Below are 18131 nucleotides of genomic sequence, written 5' to 3'. Positions count from 1 at the left end.
GGTGTTTTTTCTTAGTGGAAACCACAGGAAAGGCAGGAGAAAAATGGACTTTAAGAAACGTAGAGAAGAAATTTTAAATAGAATGGAAGACAACTCCATCCTGATTTTATATTCTGGGATTGAATCTCATGTGAGTGCGGATGAATACGCACCATTCGAGGCAAACCGTAACTTCTTTTATCTGACGGGACTTCGCCGCGATAACATGATTTTGGTGTTGGATAAGGCAGCAGCAAAACCGGTTGAGAGACTTTACATTGAGGAAGCAGATCCTACGATGGAGCGCTGGTATGGCAAGAAAGTGACCGTTGAGGAGGCAAAAGAGGTGACTCAGATCGAACGCGTTGGTTTTCTGGATGAGTTCGAGCCGGCGATGGACATGATTTTGACAAGAGAAGATGTGACAACGGTTTATTTTGATACCTATCGTCATCAGTATCAGGATTTGCCGGATTACAACGTGGTAAAGGCAAATGAATTCGCAGCAAAATATCCAGGAATGAAGATTCGTAACTGCTTCCCGATGATTGCAGAGATGAGAATGCAAAAAGACGAGGATGAGGCAGCTTTGATTAAGGATGCGATTGCACTTACAGATGAGGGACTTAAAAATGTCATGCGCAACCTTACTCCGGGAATGAAGGAATATCAGGCACAGGCAGATTTTGAATACAGCATTAAAAGAAACGGCGCAGACGGTGTTTCTTTCCCGACAATCGCAGGAAGTGGCATGAATGGAACCATGCTTCATTATGAGACCAACCAGGAGACTTGCGAGGATGGAACACTTTTATTGTTAGACCTTGGGGCAAAATACAAAGGATACTGTGCAGACATTACCAGAACCTATCCGGTAAATGGTACTTACTCCAAACGCCAGAGAGAGGTATACGATATTGTGCTTGCGGCAAACCGTGAGGTCGCAAAATCTGCAAAGCCAGGCATGACTACGTTAGATTTGAACAATATCTGTAAAAAGGTGTTAGCAGAAGGCTGTATCAAATTAGGTTTAATTGAAAAAGAAGAAGAAATCGGTAAATACTACATGCATGGCGTTTCCCACCACCTTGGTATTGATGTCCATGATGTAACCGTTGATTCCAATAAAAAATTACGTCCGGGCGCAATCATTTCGGATGAACCGGGACTTTACATTGATGAGTGGGCAATCGGAATCCGTATTGAGGACGACCTTATGATTACAGAAGACGGATGCGTGGTATTATCGGAAGCAATCATGCGTGATGCGGATGAAATCGAAGCCTTCATGAAAGAACACAGAAAATAAGAAAGAGAAAAGAAGAGGAACAGTATTATGGTAAATCCAGCAACCCTTATGAAATTGATGAGTGCAAAGAATAAATTTGATTCCAACCACCCGAAATTTTTAGCTTTTTTAAAGGCTGCATTTGGAAACGGGATTGTAGAGGACACGATTATTGAAATCAGCGTGACCAAGCCAGGATGTGACACGATTACTTCCAATATTAAAGTAAAACAGTCCGATCTTGATTTGTTACAGGAGATACAAGAGTTAGCAAGACAATAGGGTACAACGAAGAAGGTTCAAAGGAATTTCAGGTGTGAAAACTGCCTGTAATTTCTAAAATGTAATTGGGAAAGGAAGATTGCGATGGAAAAATTAGGGAAAAGAGTATCGTATCAAAAGGCAGGACAGCAGGTACAGATTCAGTTTGAAAAAGGAACGGCATTTGTAAATGTTCTGACAGACCGGATCATGAATGTGTTTCTTCCGCTAGAGACAAAAGACCACCGTTCCAAGGCGATTGAAGGAGACAAGGAAGTTCCGACAGAATTTCAGGTTGCTGAAGCGGAGGGTGCACTTGTAATTTCAACTTCAAATGTAGTTGTAAAAGTGTATGACGACTTTTTCGTAGATTTCTATGATAAAAATGGAAAACTTCTCTGTGCGGACAGCCGTGACGGACGAGTGTTCCAGTCACAGATTAGCGAACGATTTATTGAATTTTTAAAGGCGGAGGGACACGAGGTACCGGATGCAACCGATTTTGATTATCCGGTTCAGGTAATCAAAAAGATTCAGGGAGACGAGAGTTTCTACGGACTGGGTGACAAAACCGGATTTTTAAATAAGAGACATTACGAATACGAGAACTGGAATTCCGATATTCCACAGGCACATACCGACAGTTATAAGGCACTGTACAAATCCATTCCTTTCCTGATTACATTAAGAAATGATTGTGTGTATGGGTTGTTTTTCGATAACACATACAAATCTTATGTAAACCTTGGAAAAGAAAATGAGGGATATCTCTATTATGGAGCAGATGCCGGAAACCTGGATTATTATTTTATCGCAGGGGAGACAATGCCGGAAATCGTAGAAGGATACACCTATCTGACAGGTCGTACACCACTTCCACAGCTTTGGACACTGGGCTATCAGCAGTCCAGATGGGGCTATGAGTGTGCCGGAGATATCCGCGATATTGCAGAGCATTACAGAGATTTGAAAATCCCATGTGATACGATTCATTTTGACATTGATTATATGGATGGCTATCGGGTGTTTACCTGGGATGATAAGGCATTTGGAAAGCCGGGTGCCATCATCGATGAGATTGGAAAACAAGGTTTTAAGGTAGTTACCATTATCGATCCGGGTGTAAAATTAGACCCAGGGTATTCCAAATATGACGAAGGAATCGAAAACCACTATTTTGCAACGACTCCGGAAGGGGAAGTCTATGTCAATGCCGTATGGCCTGGGGATGCAGTTTATCCGGATTATGGAAAACCAGAGACGAGAGCATGGTGGGCAGACAATCAGAAATTTTTATTAGACCTTGGAGTACGCGGTGTCTGGAACGATATGAACGAACCGGCAAGTTTCCGGGGAGAGCTGCCAGAGGACGTTGTGTTTACAGATGAGGACAGACCAATCAACCATGCAAAAATGCATAATGTCTATGGACATCTGATGTCGAAAGCAACCTACGAGGGCTTGAAAAAATATGATGGAAAACGTCCATTCGTCATCACAAGAGCCTGCTACGCAGGAACACAGAAATATTCAACCGTCTGGACCGGGGATAACCAAAGCCTTTGGTCACATCTTCAGATGGCAGTGCCACAGTTATGTAACCTTGGTTTAAGTGGTCTGGCATTTGCAGGAACAGATGTAGGCGGATTTGGTGCAGACTGTACACCGGAACTTTTATGCAGATGGGTTCAGGTCGGCTGCTTTTCACCGTTGTTCCGAAACCATTCCTCTAAAGGAAGTACCTATCAGGAGCCTTGGCGGTTTGACAAGCAGACCATCGATATCAACCGCAAATTCGTAGAACTGCGTTATCGTCTGCTTCCATATTTATACGACTTGTTCCGTGAATGTGAGAAAACAGGACTTCCAATTATACGTCCGCTTGTGCTTCATTATGAAAAGGATGAGGAAGTAAAAAATCTGAATACAGAATTTTTATTTGGAGAGCATATTTTAGTAGCGCCAGTCTTAGAACAGGGTGCAACGAAAAAGATGGTATATCTGCCAGAAGGAACCTGGTATGATTTTGAGACTGGAAAAGAATATGCGGGCGGACAGTACTATCTTGTGGATGCGCCACTTGATGTATGCCCGATGTTTGTAAAAGCAGGCAGTGTGATTCCAACCTATGATGTCGTGCAGTATGTAGGAGAAAAACCATACGATACCTTAAAACTTCTTACTTATCCGGGAAAAGGAAGTTATGTTCATTATCAGGATAATGGAGAGGATTTCAAATATCAGGATGGGGAATATGCTTTGTATGAGTTCCACAACGAGAATGGTGTGTTGACAGCAGCCATGAGTCATGCAGGCTATCGCCCTTACAAAAAGATTACAAGTACAAATGTAGTTACGAATGAGACGACAGAAGTAGTTGTGGCAAAATAAAAACAGGTGCATATGTTATAGAGATGGGAATGATAGGAGCAGTTTGTGGACTATAATCAGGAACATTTGTTTCGAATGCAACAGTATGATGCACCAAGAATGCCGTTTTATATGAGTTATCCCATGCAGAATCTGTATCTGACAGAGATGGAATATGAAAAAGATATGGAACGGATGAAGGAACTGTATCCGCGCAGTGTAAAGAAAGTGTTAGAAATCGTTGAGGACGAGTGCGACAAGATGGAATATGAGGGAAGCCTGATGTTTGATGAATATCCGGATCGTATGAGGATAGAACGTCTGGCAGACCATATTTATGAGCTTGCAAAGCAGGAGATGGGGGCGGTTCAGGAGCAGGAGTATCAGCAGGATATTGTAGCTGAGAACCGCAGGCCGCCAATGCCGCCACCAGGACCAAGACCACCAATGCCACCGCCACCAGGGCAAAGGCCGCCAATGCCGCCAGGACCGAGACCACCGATGCCACCGCCACCGGGACCACGGGATGATTTGCGTGATCTGATTGGTGTTCTTTTGAACAATGAGATGTATAAAAGAAGATGTAGACATCGCAGATGCCGCAGATGGTGGTAAAGATTTTCTTAAAATAAGTAGAGAAACGGAAAATAAGGTTGCAGTTTCGAAAAAAAATGCATACAATATAGCTATCGCGTTTTAGCGGTAGCTATATTTATGATGTGGAAAAAGACCAGTCATTTGGGAAAGGAACGATAGAGATGTCAAAAGGTGCAATCAAAGCGCTTGTTTTAATAGCAGTATTTTTTGTGACCATAGGAATCACCGGGGCACTGACCAATCAGGATAATGAGGATTTAACAACGGAGATGAAGGAGGCAACGCTGCCACTTGTGACGTTGTATGAGGATGGAACAGCCATCAATGAACTGCATGGATACACAGAGGAGATGCAGTCACAGTACATGAGGGATACCATCACTCCAATCGGAGAGGATCGTATGCTTCCAATCAGTATCCAGTGTTTCCAGACAAAGGTGGATGCTATTTCCTATGAAATCCGAAGCCTCGATGCAAAACGTCTGATTGCAAACGCAAAGGTAGAAGATTATAACCAGAATGGAAGTACCATCTCCACACAGCTTGAGATACAGAATTTATTAGAAGAGGGAAAAGAATATCTGCTTTTGATTCAGGTAGAAAGCAATAAGAAAACGATTTCCTATTATACCAGAATCATTCAGCCGGTAGACTGCCATGTCAAAGAGTGTGTGGATTTTGTGACAGATTTTTCCGCGACCACATTCAACGATGAGATATCCAAGACGTTATCCACTTATGTGGAGTCGAATACCGCCTCGGATGATAACCTTCATTATGTCACATTGAATAATTCGCTCAGCCAGATTACCTGGTCGGATTTCGGAGGGGAGCGTCTGACAACGCCGGTTGCCTCTATCAAGGAAATCAACAGCTCTTATAATGTAATTGTGTTAGATTACGTTGTGACTTCGTTGGGAGAGAATGGAGAAAGCGAATACTATAACGTAGAAGAATATTATAGAGTACGCTATACAGAGAGCAGAATGTATCTTTTAAATTTTGAGCGTACGATGAACCAGATTTTCAGAGGGGAGAACAGCAGCTTTTCTGAGAAAAATATTCAGCTTGGAATCCGTTCAGATGAGGTAGAATATCAGTCTAACGGAGCCGGAACCATCACCTGTTTTGTACAGGAGGGGGAACTCTGGAGTTATGATTCCACAAAAAATCAGGTTGCAGAGGTATTCAGTTTCCGCGGATATGAAGGAATTGATGCCAGAGAAAATTATAATCAGCACGATATCAAGATTATCAACATCGACGAGGCCGGAAGTATTGACTATATTGTCTACGGATATATGAATCGTGGAGAACACGAAGGTGCCGTTGGAATCAGTGTTTATCATTACGATGCTGTTGCAAATACCAACGAAGAGGAATTGTTCCTTCCTTCGACACAGTCCTACGAGGTCATGAAAGAGGAATTAGGCCAGGTCATGTATGAAAATGAAGAAGGAAACTTCTACATTATGATGTCAGGCAGCCTTTACGAAATCGATTTAAATACGCTAAAGAGCAAAGAGATTGTGAAAAACTTAACAGATAGCAGATTTACAGTCTCCAAATCCAACCGTTATTTTGCGTGGGTGGATGATGATAATAAGAATTCCTCCATACATTTTATGGATTTTAAGGACGGAAGCACCTATGAAATCAAGGAAGACGATGCAAGCTATGTGAAGCCGCTTGGTTTCATGGATGAGGACTTTATTTACGGAAGTGCCAATATTTCAGATGTTGTCGTGGATGCAGCAGGAAATACCATTTTCCCGATGAACAAAGTAAAGATTATGGACTCCTCTTCCGAAAAGCATGAAATTTTAAAAGAATACCAAAAGGCGGGTTACTATGTATCCGGAATTACCATCAGCGATTATACGATTTACCTGAATCGAGTTCAGTTCAATGGAACCGCGTATGTGGATGCAGATCAGGATACAATCATGAACCGGGAAGGTGAGGAAAAGGATGGCGTTTTGGTGGCAACCTCAAAATCTGAGGTAAAACAGACTCAGGTTCAGCTTACATTGCCAGACCCAGTCAGCGAAAAGAAAGCAAGACTTTTGACACCGAAGCTGATTATCAGCGAAGAAGATCACACGTTATCGATAGATGACCAGATGCAGCAGGCACGTTATTATGTTTATGCAAAAGGAAAAGTTGTGCTGTCCACAGACAGTGTGACAGAGGCAATTATGTCCGCAAATGAGAGCATGGGTGTTGTAATTGGAGATGAACAGCAGTATATCTGGAAGCGGGCGAGAAAAAACGCACAAAGTGCATTGAGTGACATTACAGTAGGCGAAGAGGATGCAGGCGCAGGAACGGTGATTCAGTGTATCAATGCCATGTTGGAAAAAGAAGGCATTAATATTAGTGTCAGTGCGTTGATTAAAGAGGGGGCAACTCCGAAGGAAGTATTGACAAACACCATGAAAGATGCAACGGTATTAGATCTGACCGGATGTGGTGTGGATGAGACGCTGTATTATGTAAACCGTGGAACACCGGTATTTGCCATGACAGGAAGTGACACAGCGGTTTTAATTGTCGGCTATGATGCAAACAATGTAATCCTTTTTGATCCGGCAACACTCGCGACATCTAAGATGGGAATGAACGATGCCGATACCCTGTTCCGCAATGCAGGAAATGTATTCTTTACCTATTTAGCGAAGTAAAGCTTGACAGGATGCTTTAATATGTTAGAATAAAATAAGAATCTCAAAGAAGAGACAACGATAAAGCCGTTGTCTCTTCTTTTTTTACAAAGATTTTGAGAACGGGAGAAAGCGTGTTTTACAGGGAAATGGAAGTTCGAATGAAACAGAAGAAGAGACATAAGATATGGGGAAAGGATTGGTGATGGAATGGAAAGATTCGCAGAGATATTAAAACAGATTGATGATGTGGTGTGGGGGCCTGTGATGCTTGTTTTGCTTGTGGGAACCGGAATTTATCTCACCGTGCGTTTACGGTTTCGCACCTGGCGCAATTTAGGATATGCAATTCGTTCTACCTTAAGTAAAGAGGCACGGACAACCAAAAGAGGGGACGGCGATATTTCCCCGTTTTCTGCATTGACAACTGCGCTTGCAGCTACAATCGGAACCGGAAATATTGTCGGGGTTGCAACCGCCATGGTATCCGGTGGACCGGGGGCACTTGTGTGGATGTGGATTTCCGCATGCTTTGGTTTGTCCTCGAAATTCAGTGAGTGTATGCTGGCAATCAAATACCGTGAGGTAAATGAAAAAGGTGAAATGTCCGGTGGCCCGATGTACACCATGAAAAAGGCATTTCACAACAAAAAGGCCGGAGCGGTATTAGGCTGGCTGTTTGCGCTATTTGCAGTCATTGCCTCTTTTGGTATAGGCAATCTGACGCAGGCAAATTCCATATCGGACGCAATTCATGCAACATTTCAGGTGCCAACCTGGGTGACCGGTCTTGTAATCACCGTTTTGGTTTTATTTATCATTGTCGGTGGAATTAAAACGATTTCCAAAGTATCGTCCGTTGTAGTTCCGTTTATGGCAATCTTTTACGTTCTTGCAGGGCTGCTTGTAATACTCATAAATATTAAAAATCTTCCGGCAGGTGTTGCGATGATTTTTAAAATGGCATTTTCGTTCCGTGCAGCAGGAGGCGGTCTATGTGGAACAATTACAGCATCCATCATGAATGCGGTTCATTTTGGGGTGGCGCGTGGTATCTTTTCCAATGAAGCTGGAATGGGTTCTGCCGCAATCACTGCAGCGGCAGCAACAACAGATCATCCTGTACGGCAGGGCTATATCAATATGACGGGAACATTTTGGGATACGATTGTAGTGTGTACCATAACAGGACTTGCAATCGCAAGTTCCGGTGTGTTAGGCATGGTGGACGAAACGGGAGCGTATGTCAAAGGTGCAGCACTTACGATTGTGGCCTTTCGAACTGGTCTGGGAAATGTCGGCGCATATCTTGTGACAGGAGGAATTGCGCTGTTCGCATTTTCGACAATTTTAGGATGGGAGTATCATGGAGAAAAGGCGTTTGAATATTTATTAGGAACGCATAAATATAATATGGTGTATCGAATTGTATTTTCATTGATTGTATATGTTGGTGCCACAACAGCATTTGACATTGTCTGGGATTTTTCGGATATCGCAAATGCATTGATGGCAGTTCCGAATCTGATTTGTTTATTAGTGTTGAGTGGTGAAATCGCAAAAGATGTAGAAGAATTTGAACACATTTTGAAGAAGGAACGGCAAAAATAAAAACGAAACAGAATGCATATTGGGTAAAAAAATGCATAAATTTTAAAGGTGTAATCTCATTCATTCGTTAAGAATAACGGTTTTCCCTAAAATGTATTGCAAATTTTAGTTAGATAGGGTATATTTTGAGTTGTACTTTAAGACGAGGAAGTGGAAAATATGAGTAGGAAAGAAATTATTGTATCGAATGTTTCTGAACAGCATAAAAACCCAATTGCAGAGTTAGTACAGGTTGCATGTCGTTTTGATAGCAATATTACATTAGAAAGCAACAATCGTAAGATTAATGCAAAAAGTATTATGGGAATTATGGCATTTAATCCCTCTTCTGGCATGAAAGTAGACATCGTGGCAGAGGGAAGCGATGAAGAAGAAGCATTAGTAGCAATGGAGAAGTTTTTAGTGTGTGAGTAGTTTTTTGATTTTAAGGAGGGATTCTTTATGCAGAAAAAGACAGTAGCAGCAACAAAACTTAATGAGACTAAGGCAGTGAGAGTAGTGGTAGAGCCTAAGCCTGTTGAAGTGGAAAGTACTGTAAAAGTAAGTGATGTAACCCAGACAGCCAAGGCAGTAGTGGCAGACACGAAGGAAGCAGCAAAAGAGACCGGAGCAAAGGTCGCAGCCAAAGTGGAAGAAAAGAAAGAAGCAGTGAAAGCAGTGGCAAAGAGCGCAGCAGCGAAGAAGAAAGCCACAAAATCAGCAGAAAAGGAGCCTCTGAAACCAGAAGTATTCATACAGTTCCAGGGACGTGAAGCAGTGATTGATGATGTTGTGTCAAAGGCAACTGCACAGTATGTAGCAGAAGGACACAGAGCATCTTCCATTAAATCGCTTCAGGTTTACCTAAAACCAGAAGATTACGCAGCTTATTATGTGATTAATCAGAAGTTTGCAGGAAAAATTGACTTGTTTTAGAACTAAAAAAAAGACTTGAATCTACATAAAAAATCAGGTGTACCTGTTTTCTTGGAAAATCGGTACACCTGATTTTTGTTTTGTAAATTAGTTGTTCTGTTCTTCTTTGTAAGCAGATACAAGTCTCTGGATACGATCGTAAGGATCTAATAAATCACTGATGGAAGAATCATGATTTAAAGTATCAATGATATAAGCGATGTATTTACTCATATCACAGTTGATGTAATATTCTCTGGAAAGTAATTCCGGTGTCTGGTAAGTTAAGTTTGTTGTTACTACTTTGTAGATAATTCCGTCTGCAACAGCCTTGTCAAATTTTGCAAGTCCGTCTGTGAAAAGACCAAAAGTAGCGACTACGAAGATTCTTCTTGCTTTTCTCTTCTTTAACTCTGTTGCAACGTCAATCATACTTTCGCCGGAAGAAATCATATCATCAATGATGATAACATCTTTTCCTTCTACGGAAGTACCAAGGAATTCGTGAGCAACAATTGGGTTACGTCCATCTACAATTTTGCTGTAATCACGGCGTTTGTAGAACATACCCATATCGACACCCAATACGTTTGCGAGGTAAACGGCACGGTTTGTACCACCTTCATCCGGGCTGATAATCATTAGGTGATCGTTATCTAGCTGTAAATCTTTGACATGGCGGCAGATACCTTTGATAAACTGGTATGCAGGCTGAACAGTCTCGAATCCTTTGAGAGGGATTGCGTTCTGAACACGTGGGTCGTGAGCGTCAAATGTGATGATGTTATCAACACCCATTGCAACCAGTTCCTGAAGTCCAAGAGCACAGTCTAAGGACTCACGGGAAGTACGTTTGTGCTGACGGCTTTCGTAAAGGAAAGGAATGATAACAGTAATTCTTCTTGCTTTACCACCAACAGCAGCGATAATACGTTTCAAATCCTGGAAGTGGTCGTCTGGGGACATGTGATTTTCGTGACCACATAAGGAATAAGTTAAACTGTAATTTGTGACATCCACCATAAGGTATAAGTCATAACCACGGACAGATGCTTTGATAGATCCTTTTGCTTCACCGGAACCAAAACGTGGGACTGCAGTTGGGATAATATAAGAGTCACGTTTGTAATCCTTGTATGCAAGGCTTCCACGGTGTTCATGTTCTCTTTTCTCTCTCCAGCCGACCAAGTATTTGTCTACTTTGTCACCGAGTTCTTTGCAGCTCTTTAATGGGATGAGTCCAAGAGCACCGTCTGGTAAGGTTTCTAAGTTTCTTTCATCGTTTGGCATGAATGATTCCTCCATAAATGTTTTGCATTGATCTATTTCATTAGAAAAGATAGGGTGATCTTTATCTAGTGAAGTCTTTTTTTCATACGGATATCGTCACCGAAAAGTTTGATAAGCGTATAGCTGTTTGAAATACGGGAAAGAACGCGCTCTGAATAAATATCAGCAAGCTGAGGTACATTCAGATTGGTTGAAATAACCGTGTGTTTCTTTCGAAGGGCACGTTCATTGATACATAAGAAAAGCTGGGAAGCTGTAAAAGAATTGGCAAGTTCTGTTCCCAGGTCATCAATGATCAAAAGGTCGCAGTCAAAAATATTCTGGTTTGCAGCAATGGCATCTGCGTCCTTGTCAAAAACATTTTTCCCTAATATATCGAATAATTGAAAAGCCGTAAAATAAATGACAGAGTGACCACGGTCCAAAAGTTCTTTGGCGACACAGTTGGAAAGAAAAGTTTTCCCAACGCCAGTGTCTCCATAGAAATAAAGATTCGAAGAATCCTCATCAAAATGGTCAATAAAGTAATGACATTCTTTTACGGCATTTTTTACAGTAGCAAGAGAAGAAAGACCGGTTGCCGGATTCACTTCTTCATCTGAATAATATGCAAAAGAGAACGTAGTAAAATTCTCTTTTGCAAGAATTTCTTTTAAATTGGATTGTGTATACACGAGGTCAATCGCCGCCTGCTTGAAGCAGTGACAGCGTTTCCCGTCGATAAAACCTGTGTCCTTACAGTCAGGACAATCATAGACAGGGTCAAAATAATCGTCAGAATAGCCAAGAGAAGTTAACAATGCCTTCTTCTTAGCTCGAAGTTCTTTTAACTGGGATTTCAATGCGTCAAGCGCACCGGCATCACCATCTAATAATTTTCTTGCCTGCGCAACTGAGCAGGAAGCAATTGCATCATCAATTTCTTTTAAAGCTGGTGTCTTTAAATAAGCGTCGCGAACACGCGCCTCATGCAAACGTTGGTTTTTCAATTGTGTTGCATTGTAATGACGAATCAGTTCGTCATACTGTGAATTGTTCAGTGACATAAAGACACTCCTTTGAAAAATTAATGTACATTTGTAGTTAAAAGCATTTTCTCCAGCTCATCATAGTTGTAAGAACGCTGGGTAAAGTTGTTGAATTTATTTTTGGAAGCACCGTTCTCGGTGGAAGCCTGTCTGGTTGCAGAAGCAGATTTCTTCTTCTGGAACGCCTCATCGGAACGCTGCACATCTTCCAGGGTTGAAATGTTATTTTTCCGCCAGCTGGATAAGATACTGTCAGTATATTCAAAGCTTGGCTGATGGATTGCCTGCATGGTTCTGCGGCATCCCTCCAGAATCAGTTCGGATGAAAATCCGTATGTATTCTTCCATTTGTCAATATAACCGCTCTCAGCGGCGACCAAGTTACGCCCGGAGATTCCAAAAGCCTTCAGTACAGCGAAATAAAGTTCACTGTGTAAATTTGTGGATTTCTTGGCATCCTCGACGGTCTTTACCTTGGATTCTGCCCAGGCAAGTGCAACCTTGTCCATGTAACGGACACTCATGTGTCCCTTTGTGACACAATATTCCACCAGATATTCAATCAGGTCTGTGGAAAATCCAAGTTCGTCAAACCAATAAAGTAAAGCATTGGTGTCGGTCGATGTCAGTGGTCGTCCAAGGTATTTTTCCATGATAAAAATCAGTTCCGCAACATCGTCATTTTTCTGGAACACCATAATCTCGTCGGCACTGTACTGTTTGCGGTTTGAAATCGAAGGGGCAGGAGTGGCAGGTGCTTTTTCTAAAGCTGCATCTTCTTCCATATCCACAGAGGAAGAACTCTCCATACTTTCCGATTCAGAGGATTCATTGGAATCCACAAAACAGACACCGGTCAGATTCTTCTCAGAATCGTATTCCAGTCGGAGTAAATGCATGCGCTCCCAATAATTCAAGGCTCGCTTGATGTCTTTCTCGGTATGTTCGAATTTATCTGCCATAGCTGAGATGGAAAACGTCGCATCGGACGAATTCATGCAGCGGAGCAGATAAAGATAAATCTTTACAAATTCTCCATTGGCATTCGACATGTATTCATCTATAAACACATTGGAAACACTGGTGACGGTTGTTTCTCTGTCACTGTGTAATGTAATCTTTGCCATGTATGACTCATTTCCTTTCAAGTCAGTAAAATAAGAAGAATCCATAGTGGAAAACTACTGACAACAAATTCTAACATGATATGATAAAAAACTCAAATCGAAAATAGAGTTTCCACGGAGAATCCATAAAAAGAACCGTTTCCTCCTATCATGCGACTTGAATTATAACACAAGAAATTGAAATTGAGAAGAACAATTTTGGTGATAAATCCAAGTAAATTCAAGGGTTTTTGAAGATGTTGAAAATGTGGATAATGTGGAAAAGCAAGGGGGCTATATTTTTATGGAAACTGCCGAAAATGAACGAAACAGTTATAGAACAGGACTTTAGGAGAAAAACAGGAAAAATATTATGTAAATTAAAAATCCACATTCCTTCGGGGAAAGTTTTCCCCAAAAAAATGTGGATAATGTGGATAACTATTTGCCAAGCAGGGATTCGCCCACATTTACAATGTCTCCGGCACCCATGGTTATCAACAGGTCACCGTTCACACAATTTTCTAGTAAAAAGTTTTCAATTTCGGAAAAAGAAGGGAAATAATAACATTCTGTTCCCTTTTCTTCCAGTTTCGTAAGAATATCCTTGGAACTGATTCCAATGGTATTTTTTTCTCTTGCGGCGTAGATGTCAGCTAAGACGACAACATCTGCCATAGAAAGAACATCCGCAAAATCATCTAAGAACGCTTTGGTTCGAGAATAAGTGTGCGGCTGGAATACAAGAACCAGACGTTTGTGTGGATATTTTTCTGCTGCTGTTAAGGTAGCACGGATTTCGGTTGGATGATGGGCATAATCATCAATAATCGTAACGCCGTCCACGCATCCTTTGTACTGGAAACGTCTGTCGGCTCCACCAAATGCCGAAAGTCCTGCGAGAATACTCTCATCGGAAATCTTTAAATCTTTGGCAAGTGCAATGGCTGCAAGAGAGTTTGTAACATTATGCATGCCAGGCACGTTTAAGGAGACCGTCATCAGCTTTTCGCCGCGGAACATTGCGTCATAGGTTGCACAGGCTTTTTCGTTGAATGTAATATTTTCCGGGTAAAAATCACTGCTTGCTGTCTTACCAAAAGTAAGAATGGCTGGGGCAAGGTCTTTTACCAGTTCTTCGTAATGTTCAATATCGCCATTGATGATGATGGCACCGTTCTCCAGAGTATTTTTTGCAAATAAGTGGAAAGAATGACGGATGTCTTGAATATCTTTAAAGAAGTCAAGGTGTTCTGCTTCCACATTTAGGATAATGCTGTATTTTGGGCGGAAATTCAAAAAGCTGTTGGTGTATTCGCACGCTTCGGTGATGAATACATCGGATTTTCCAACACGAAGATTTCCGTCAATTGCTTTTAAAATACCACCAACAGAGATGGTTGGGTCACATTTCGCCTGAAGCAGAATCTGACTAATCATGGAAGTTGTGGTTGTTTTTCCATGGGTACCGGCAACGGCGATGGACTGTTTGTAATTGTCCATAATCTGTCCGAGCAGCTCGGCACGGCTTAACATAGGAAGTCCCACTTCTTTTGCACGTGCAAATTCCGGGTTGGTTTCAGAAATTGCAGCGGTGTAAACGACAAGGTCGATGCCGTCGATGATATTTTCTGCTTTCTGACCGTAGAAAATTTGTACACCCATATGCTCTAAGTGTCTGGTCAAATCAGATTCCTTTGCGTCGGAACCGGACACGGTAAAATGCTCTTCCAAAAGAATCTCAGCAAGACCGCTCATGCTGATACCGCCAATACCAATAAAGTGGATATGTATTGGCTGATTAAAATTAATTTTATACATGATAAATACCTACCTGTTTTTTCATTGGCACTTGGTTACATCTTAGGTTTCTTCCATATTAAGATGCACGTAAAGTGACTACGTTTCATTATAACCATATATATGAATTTTGCAAATTTTATTTCGAAGAAAGTCTTGTTTTTTCTGTCTTTCCAGAAAATGTAAGAAAAACGATAAAAAATTTCAAGTAATGAAATTAACTGAAAATTTTCGGTACAAGAAAAAATATAGGTTGCGCAAAGGGTTGCGCATTAGGAAAAGTGGCAAATGTGTAATTTTGTATCAAAATTAATTATATTTGTTTAAAATGACAAAAATATGCGAAATTTGACGAAAAGATTGTGAAAAAAGATGTACATAAAAAATGCAGTATGTTATAATTTTTATGTAGCAAGACTAGAAAGTGACGAGAGGTGAGTGACGTGATTCGAAAAGAAATGATAGCAATGCTATTAGCTGGTGGACAGGGGAGCCGCTTAGGAGTATTGACAGCAGGAGTTGCAAAACCGGCTGTTGCGTTTGGTGGAAAATACCGTATCATCGATTTCCCACTGAGCAACTGTATCAATTCGGGGATTGATACAGTAGGGGTACTAACACAATATCAGCCACTTCGACTCAACACCCATATTGGGATAGGTATTCCGTGGGATTTGGATCGAAACAATGGTGGTGTAACTGTATTGCCTCCATATGAGAGAAGCGATAACAGTGAATGGTATACAGGAACTGCAAACGCAATTTATCAGAACATGAATTACATGGAGCAGTATAATCCGGAATATGTCCTGATTTTGTCAGGAGATCATATTTACAAGATGGATTATGAGGTTATGTTGGATTTTCATAAGGAGAATCATGCGGATGTCACGATTGCGACGATGCCGGTTCCGATAGACGAGGCAAGCCGGTTCGGAATTGTGATTGCGGATGAGAATAAGAAGATCCAGGAATTCGAGGAGAAACCGGAACATCCAAGAAGCAACCTTGCATCCATGGGAATCTATATTTTTAGCTGGAATGTTCTGAAAGAAGCATTGCTAGCCATGAAGGATCAGGGCAGCTGTGACTTCGGAAAGCATATTATTCCGTATTGTCACGAGAAGGGACAACGTCTTTTCGCTTATGAATACAATGGTTATTGGAAAGATGTTGGAACACTTGGTTCTTATTGGGAAGCCAATATGGAATTGATTGATTTGATTCCGGAATTTAATTTGTATGAAGAGTATTGGAAGATTTATACCAAGAGCGATATCATAGAACCTCAGTATCTTTCCGAAGAGGCAGTTGTGGAGAAGAGCCTTGTAAGTGAGGGGACTGAGATTTGCGGAGAGGTACATAGTTCCGTCATTGGCGCAGGCGTCACAATTGGCAAGGGAAGCGTTGTGCGGGACTCCATCATTATGAAGGGAACCACGATTGGCGAGAACGTTACCATTGACAAGGCAATTATTGCGGAGAATTGCGAGATATGCGATGGGGCGAAGCTTGGAGTTGGAGAAGAGGCTCCAAATAAATTAAATGAGAAGATATATTCGTTTGGACTTGTGACGATAGGGGAAAAATCTGTTATCCCTGCAGGCGTAGAAGTAGGCAAGAACACAGCAATCTCTGGTGTGACAGAGCTTTCGGATTATCCGGACAAGAGACTGGAGAGCGGTGAAGTAATCATTAAGGCAGGTGACACAGTATGAAGGCAGTAGGAATAATTTTGGCTGGTGGTAACAACACAAGAATGCAGGAACTTTCGAATAAACGTGCAATCGCAGCAATGCCGATTGGAGGAAGTTTCAGAAGCATCGATTTTGCATTGAGCAACATGAGTAACTCACATATCCAGACGGTCGCAGTACTGACACAGTACAGCGCAAGGTCTTTGAACGAGCATTTAAGTTCATCGAAATGGTGGGATTTCGGAAGAAAGCAGGGAGGTCTGTTTGTATTCAATCCGACGGTTACGGTGGACAACAGCTGGTGGTATCGTGGTACCGCAGATGCAATGTACCAGAACATTAGTTTCTTAAAGAAGTGTCATGAGCCATACGTTATCATCACAAGTGGTGATTGTGTATACAAGCTCGATTACAATAAAGTTTTAGACTATCACATTGAGAAGAAAGCAGATATTACCGTGGTTTGCAAGGACATGGAGCCAGGGGAAGATGTCAGCAGATTCGGTGTGGTACGCATGAATGAGGATGCACGGATTACAGAATTCGAAGAGAAACCGATGGTTTCCAGATCCAATACCATTTCTACCGGAATCTATATTGTGCGGAGAAGACAATTGATAGAGATGCTGGAAAGAAGCGCACAGGAAGACCGTTGGGATTTCGTAACCGATATTCTGATTCGTTACAAAAATATGAAACGTATCTATGGATACAAGATGAAGGAATACTGGAGCAACATTGCGACCGTAGATTCCTACTACAAGACCAATATGGACTTCTTGAAACCGGAAGTCAGAAAATACTTTTTTAAAGAAGAACCAACCATTTATTCCAAGGTGGATGATCTTCCACCGGCGAAATACAATGCAGGTTCAAGTGTGAGAAACAGCCTGATTGCAAGTGGCTGTATCATCAACAGTAAGGTGGAGAATTCCATTTTATTTAAGAAGGTATTTGTCGGTAAGAATTGTGTGATTAAGAATTCAATTATACTAAACGACGTTTATATTGGTGATAATACTCATATCGAGAACTGTATCGTAGAAAGTCGGGATACGTTAAAGGCGAACACGTATTATTGTGGGGACAATGGTGTGAAGATTGTCTTCGAGAATAACGAGAGATACGTTCTATAAATAAGACAAAAGGGGGACATAATGTCATGCAGATTACAGATGTAAGAATTCGAAAAGTAGAAAAAGAAGGAAAAATGAAAGCAGTTGTTTCTATTACCATTGATGAGGAATTCGTGGTACATGATATTAAAGTAATTGAAGGTGAAAAAGGATTGTTTATCGCAATGCCAAGCCGCAAAGCTGCAGATGGAGAATATCGCGATATCGCACATCCAATCAATTCCGATACAAGAGAGCGTATCCAGAATCTGATTTTGCAGAAATATCAGGAGACATTGGCGGTAGAAGAATAACAGGATTTGTAGCAAAAATGAGAGAAAGAGTCGTAACATTTATGAAAATAGGTGTCACGGCTCTTTTTGTGCGAGTGGCGAGGTCACAACAATCGCACTATACAAATGGAAGAATTTT

General features: G+C 41.4%; 15 protein-coding genes. 11 read left to right on the top strand and 4 right to left on the bottom strand.

All coding sequences use genetic code 11. The features are described from left to right. Window positions 1–43 precede the first annotated feature (43 nt). From BIV16_RS11345 to BIV16_RS11310, 8 genes are all read left to right on the top strand, one after another. Window positions 44–1288 carry an aminopeptidase P N-terminal domain-containing protein gene (locus BIV16_RS11345; RefSeq protein ID WP_075680928.1) on the top strand — a complete coding sequence of 415 codons (1245 nt, stop codon included), beginning with the start codon at window positions 44–46 and terminating at the stop codon, window positions 1286–1288. Between the two features lie 27 nt (window positions 1289–1315). Beyond that, a complete protein-coding gene (locus BIV16_RS11340) occupies window positions 1316–1549 on the top strand; it encodes a hypothetical protein (protein ID WP_242940393.1) in 234 nt (77 codons plus the stop codon). Between the two features lie 84 nt (window positions 1550–1633). Next, the gene (locus tag BIV16_RS11335) at window positions 1634–3919 is read left to right on the top strand and encodes a glycoside hydrolase family 31 protein (RefSeq protein ID WP_075680926.1); all 2286 of its coding nucleotides are present in this window, start codon (window positions 1634–1636) and stop codon (window positions 3917–3919) included. A gap of 45 nt (window positions 3920–3964) precedes the next feature. Beyond that, window positions 3965–4513: a hypothetical protein gene (locus BIV16_RS11330; RefSeq protein WP_159435940.1), complete on the top strand. Its 549-nt coding sequence runs from the start codon at window positions 3965–3967 to the stop codon at window positions 4511–4513. Between the two features lie 143 nt (window positions 4514–4656). Next, complete coding sequence (locus BIV16_RS11325) at window positions 4657–7179, top strand: hypothetical protein (RefSeq protein WP_075680924.1); 2523 nt, start codon at window positions 4657–4659, stop codon at window positions 7177–7179. A gap of 189 nt (window positions 7180–7368) precedes the next feature. After that, window positions 7369–8769, top strand: a complete 1401-nt coding sequence (locus BIV16_RS11320) for an alanine/glycine:cation symporter family protein (RefSeq protein WP_075680922.1) — start codon at window positions 7369–7371, stop codon at window positions 8767–8769. Window positions 8770–8928: 159 nt separating this feature from the next. Further along, window positions 8929–9183 (top strand): HPr family phosphocarrier protein, encoded by a 255-nt coding sequence (locus BIV16_RS11315; protein WP_075680920.1) that lies wholly within the window; start codon window positions 8929–8931, stop codon window positions 9181–9183. Window positions 9184–9210: 27 nt separating this feature from the next. Continuing rightward, the gene (locus BIV16_RS11310) at window positions 9211–9684 is read left to right on the top strand and encodes a DUF6465 family protein (RefSeq protein ID WP_075680918.1); all 474 of its coding nucleotides are present in this window, start codon (window positions 9211–9213) and stop codon (window positions 9682–9684) included. Window positions 9685–9771: 87 nt separating this feature from the next. Here BIV16_RS11310 and BIV16_RS11305 read toward each other — a convergent pair whose 3' ends face one another. The 4 genes from BIV16_RS11305 to murC all read right to left on the bottom strand — a co-directional run bounded on the left by BIV16_RS11305 (window position 9772) and on the right by murC (window position 14908). Beyond that, on the bottom strand, window positions 9772–10953 hold the full coding sequence (locus BIV16_RS11305; protein ID WP_075680916.1) for a ribose-phosphate pyrophosphokinase: 1182 nt from the start codon (window positions 10951–10953) through the stop codon (window positions 9772–9774). Window positions 10954–11018: 65 nt separating this feature from the next. Next, the gene (locus BIV16_RS11300; protein ID WP_075680914.1) at window positions 11019–11999 is read right to left on the bottom strand and encodes an ATP-binding protein; all 981 of its coding nucleotides are present in this window, start codon (window positions 11997–11999) and stop codon (window positions 11019–11021) included. Between the two features lie 20 nt (window positions 12000–12019). Continuing rightward, window positions 12020–13108, bottom strand: a complete 1089-nt coding sequence (locus BIV16_RS11295) for a DnaD domain protein (RefSeq protein ID WP_075680912.1) — start codon at window positions 13106–13108, stop codon at window positions 12020–12022. Window positions 13109–13528: 420 nt separating this feature from the next. After that, on the bottom strand, window positions 13529–14908 hold the full coding sequence (gene murC, locus BIV16_RS11290; protein WP_075680910.1) for a UDP-N-acetylmuramate--L-alanine ligase: 1380 nt from the start codon (window positions 14906–14908) through the stop codon (window positions 13529–13531). A gap of 446 nt (window positions 14909–15354) precedes the next feature. On the opposite strand from murC, the gene BIV16_RS11285 reads away from it, so the two are divergent. From BIV16_RS11285 to spoVG, 3 genes are read left to right on the top strand one after another with little or no spacing between them, the layout of a single operon-like run. Beyond that, complete coding sequence (locus tag BIV16_RS11285; RefSeq protein WP_242940395.1) at window positions 15355–16605, top strand: glucose-1-phosphate adenylyltransferase; 1251 nt, start codon at window positions 15355–15357, stop codon at window positions 16603–16605. Then, entirely contained in the window at window positions 16602–17720 is a 1119-nt protein-coding gene (glgD, locus tag BIV16_RS11280) for a glucose-1-phosphate adenylyltransferase subunit GlgD (RefSeq protein ID WP_075680906.1), read from the top strand. The genes BIV16_RS11285 and glgD overlap by 4 nt, the downstream gene beginning before the upstream one ends. A gap of 26 nt (window positions 17721–17746) precedes the next feature. Continuing rightward, on the top strand, window positions 17747–18013 hold the full coding sequence (gene spoVG, locus BIV16_RS11275; RefSeq protein WP_075680904.1) for a septation regulator SpoVG: 267 nt from the start codon (window positions 17747–17749) through the stop codon (window positions 18011–18013). Window positions 18014–18131: the final 118 nt, after the last annotated feature.

This window comes from Roseburia sp. 831b, assembly GCF_001940165.2.
In the GTDB taxonomy this organism is placed as follows: Bacteria; Bacillota; Clostridia; order Lachnospirales; family Lachnospiraceae; genus Roseburia.
The sequence above is the reverse complement of the archived record's forward strand: the minus strand, read 5'-3'. Positions and strand labels throughout refer to the sequence as shown.

Bases quoted from the DNA above. Each gene is read 5' to 3' on its own strand.
- BIV16_RS11345 (WP_075680928.1), top strand. From the start codon at position 44: ATGGACTTTAAGAAACGTAGAGAAGAAATTTTAAATAGAATGGAAGAC.
- BIV16_RS11340 (WP_242940393.1), top strand. From the start codon at position 1,316: ATGGTAAATCCAGCAACCCTTATGAAATTGATGAGTGCAAAGAATAAA.
- BIV16_RS11335 (WP_075680926.1), top strand. From the start codon at position 1,634: ATGGAAAAATTAGGGAAAAGAGTATCGTATCAAAAGGCAGGACAGCAG.
- BIV16_RS11325 (WP_075680924.1), top strand. From the start codon at position 4,657: ATGTCAAAAGGTGCAATCAAAGCGCTTGTTTTAATAGCAGTATTTTTT.
- BIV16_RS11320 (WP_075680922.1), top strand. From the start codon at position 7,369: ATGGAAAGATTCGCAGAGATATTAAAACAGATTGATGATGTGGTGTGG.
- BIV16_RS11315 (WP_075680920.1), top strand. From the start codon at position 8,929: ATGAGTAGGAAAGAAATTATTGTATCGAATGTTTCTGAACAGCATAAA.
- BIV16_RS11310 (WP_075680918.1), top strand. From the start codon at position 9,211: ATGCAGAAAAAGACAGTAGCAGCAACAAAACTTAATGAGACTAAGGCA.
- BIV16_RS11305 (WP_075680916.1), bottom strand. From the start codon at position 10,953: ATGCCAAACGATGAAAGAAACTTAGAAACCTTACCAGACGGTGCTCTT.
- BIV16_RS11300 (WP_075680914.1), bottom strand. From the start codon at position 11,999: ATGTCACTGAACAATTCACAGTATGACGAACTGATTCGTCATTACAAT.
- BIV16_RS11295 (WP_075680912.1), bottom strand. From the start codon at position 13,108: ATGGCAAAGATTACATTACACAGTGACAGAGAAACAACCGTCACCAGT.
- murC (WP_075680910.1), bottom strand. From the start codon at position 14,908: ATGTATAAAATTAATTTTAATCAGCCAATACATATCCACTTTATTGGT.
- BIV16_RS11285 (WP_242940395.1), top strand. From the start codon at position 15,355: ATGCTATTAGCTGGTGGACAGGGGAGCCGCTTAGGAGTATTGACAGCA.
- glgD (WP_075680906.1), top strand. From the start codon at position 16,602: ATGAAGGCAGTAGGAATAATTTTGGCTGGTGGTAACAACACAAGAATG.
- spoVG (WP_075680904.1), top strand. From the start codon at position 17,747: ATGCAGATTACAGATGTAAGAATTCGAAAAGTAGAAAAAGAAGGAAAA.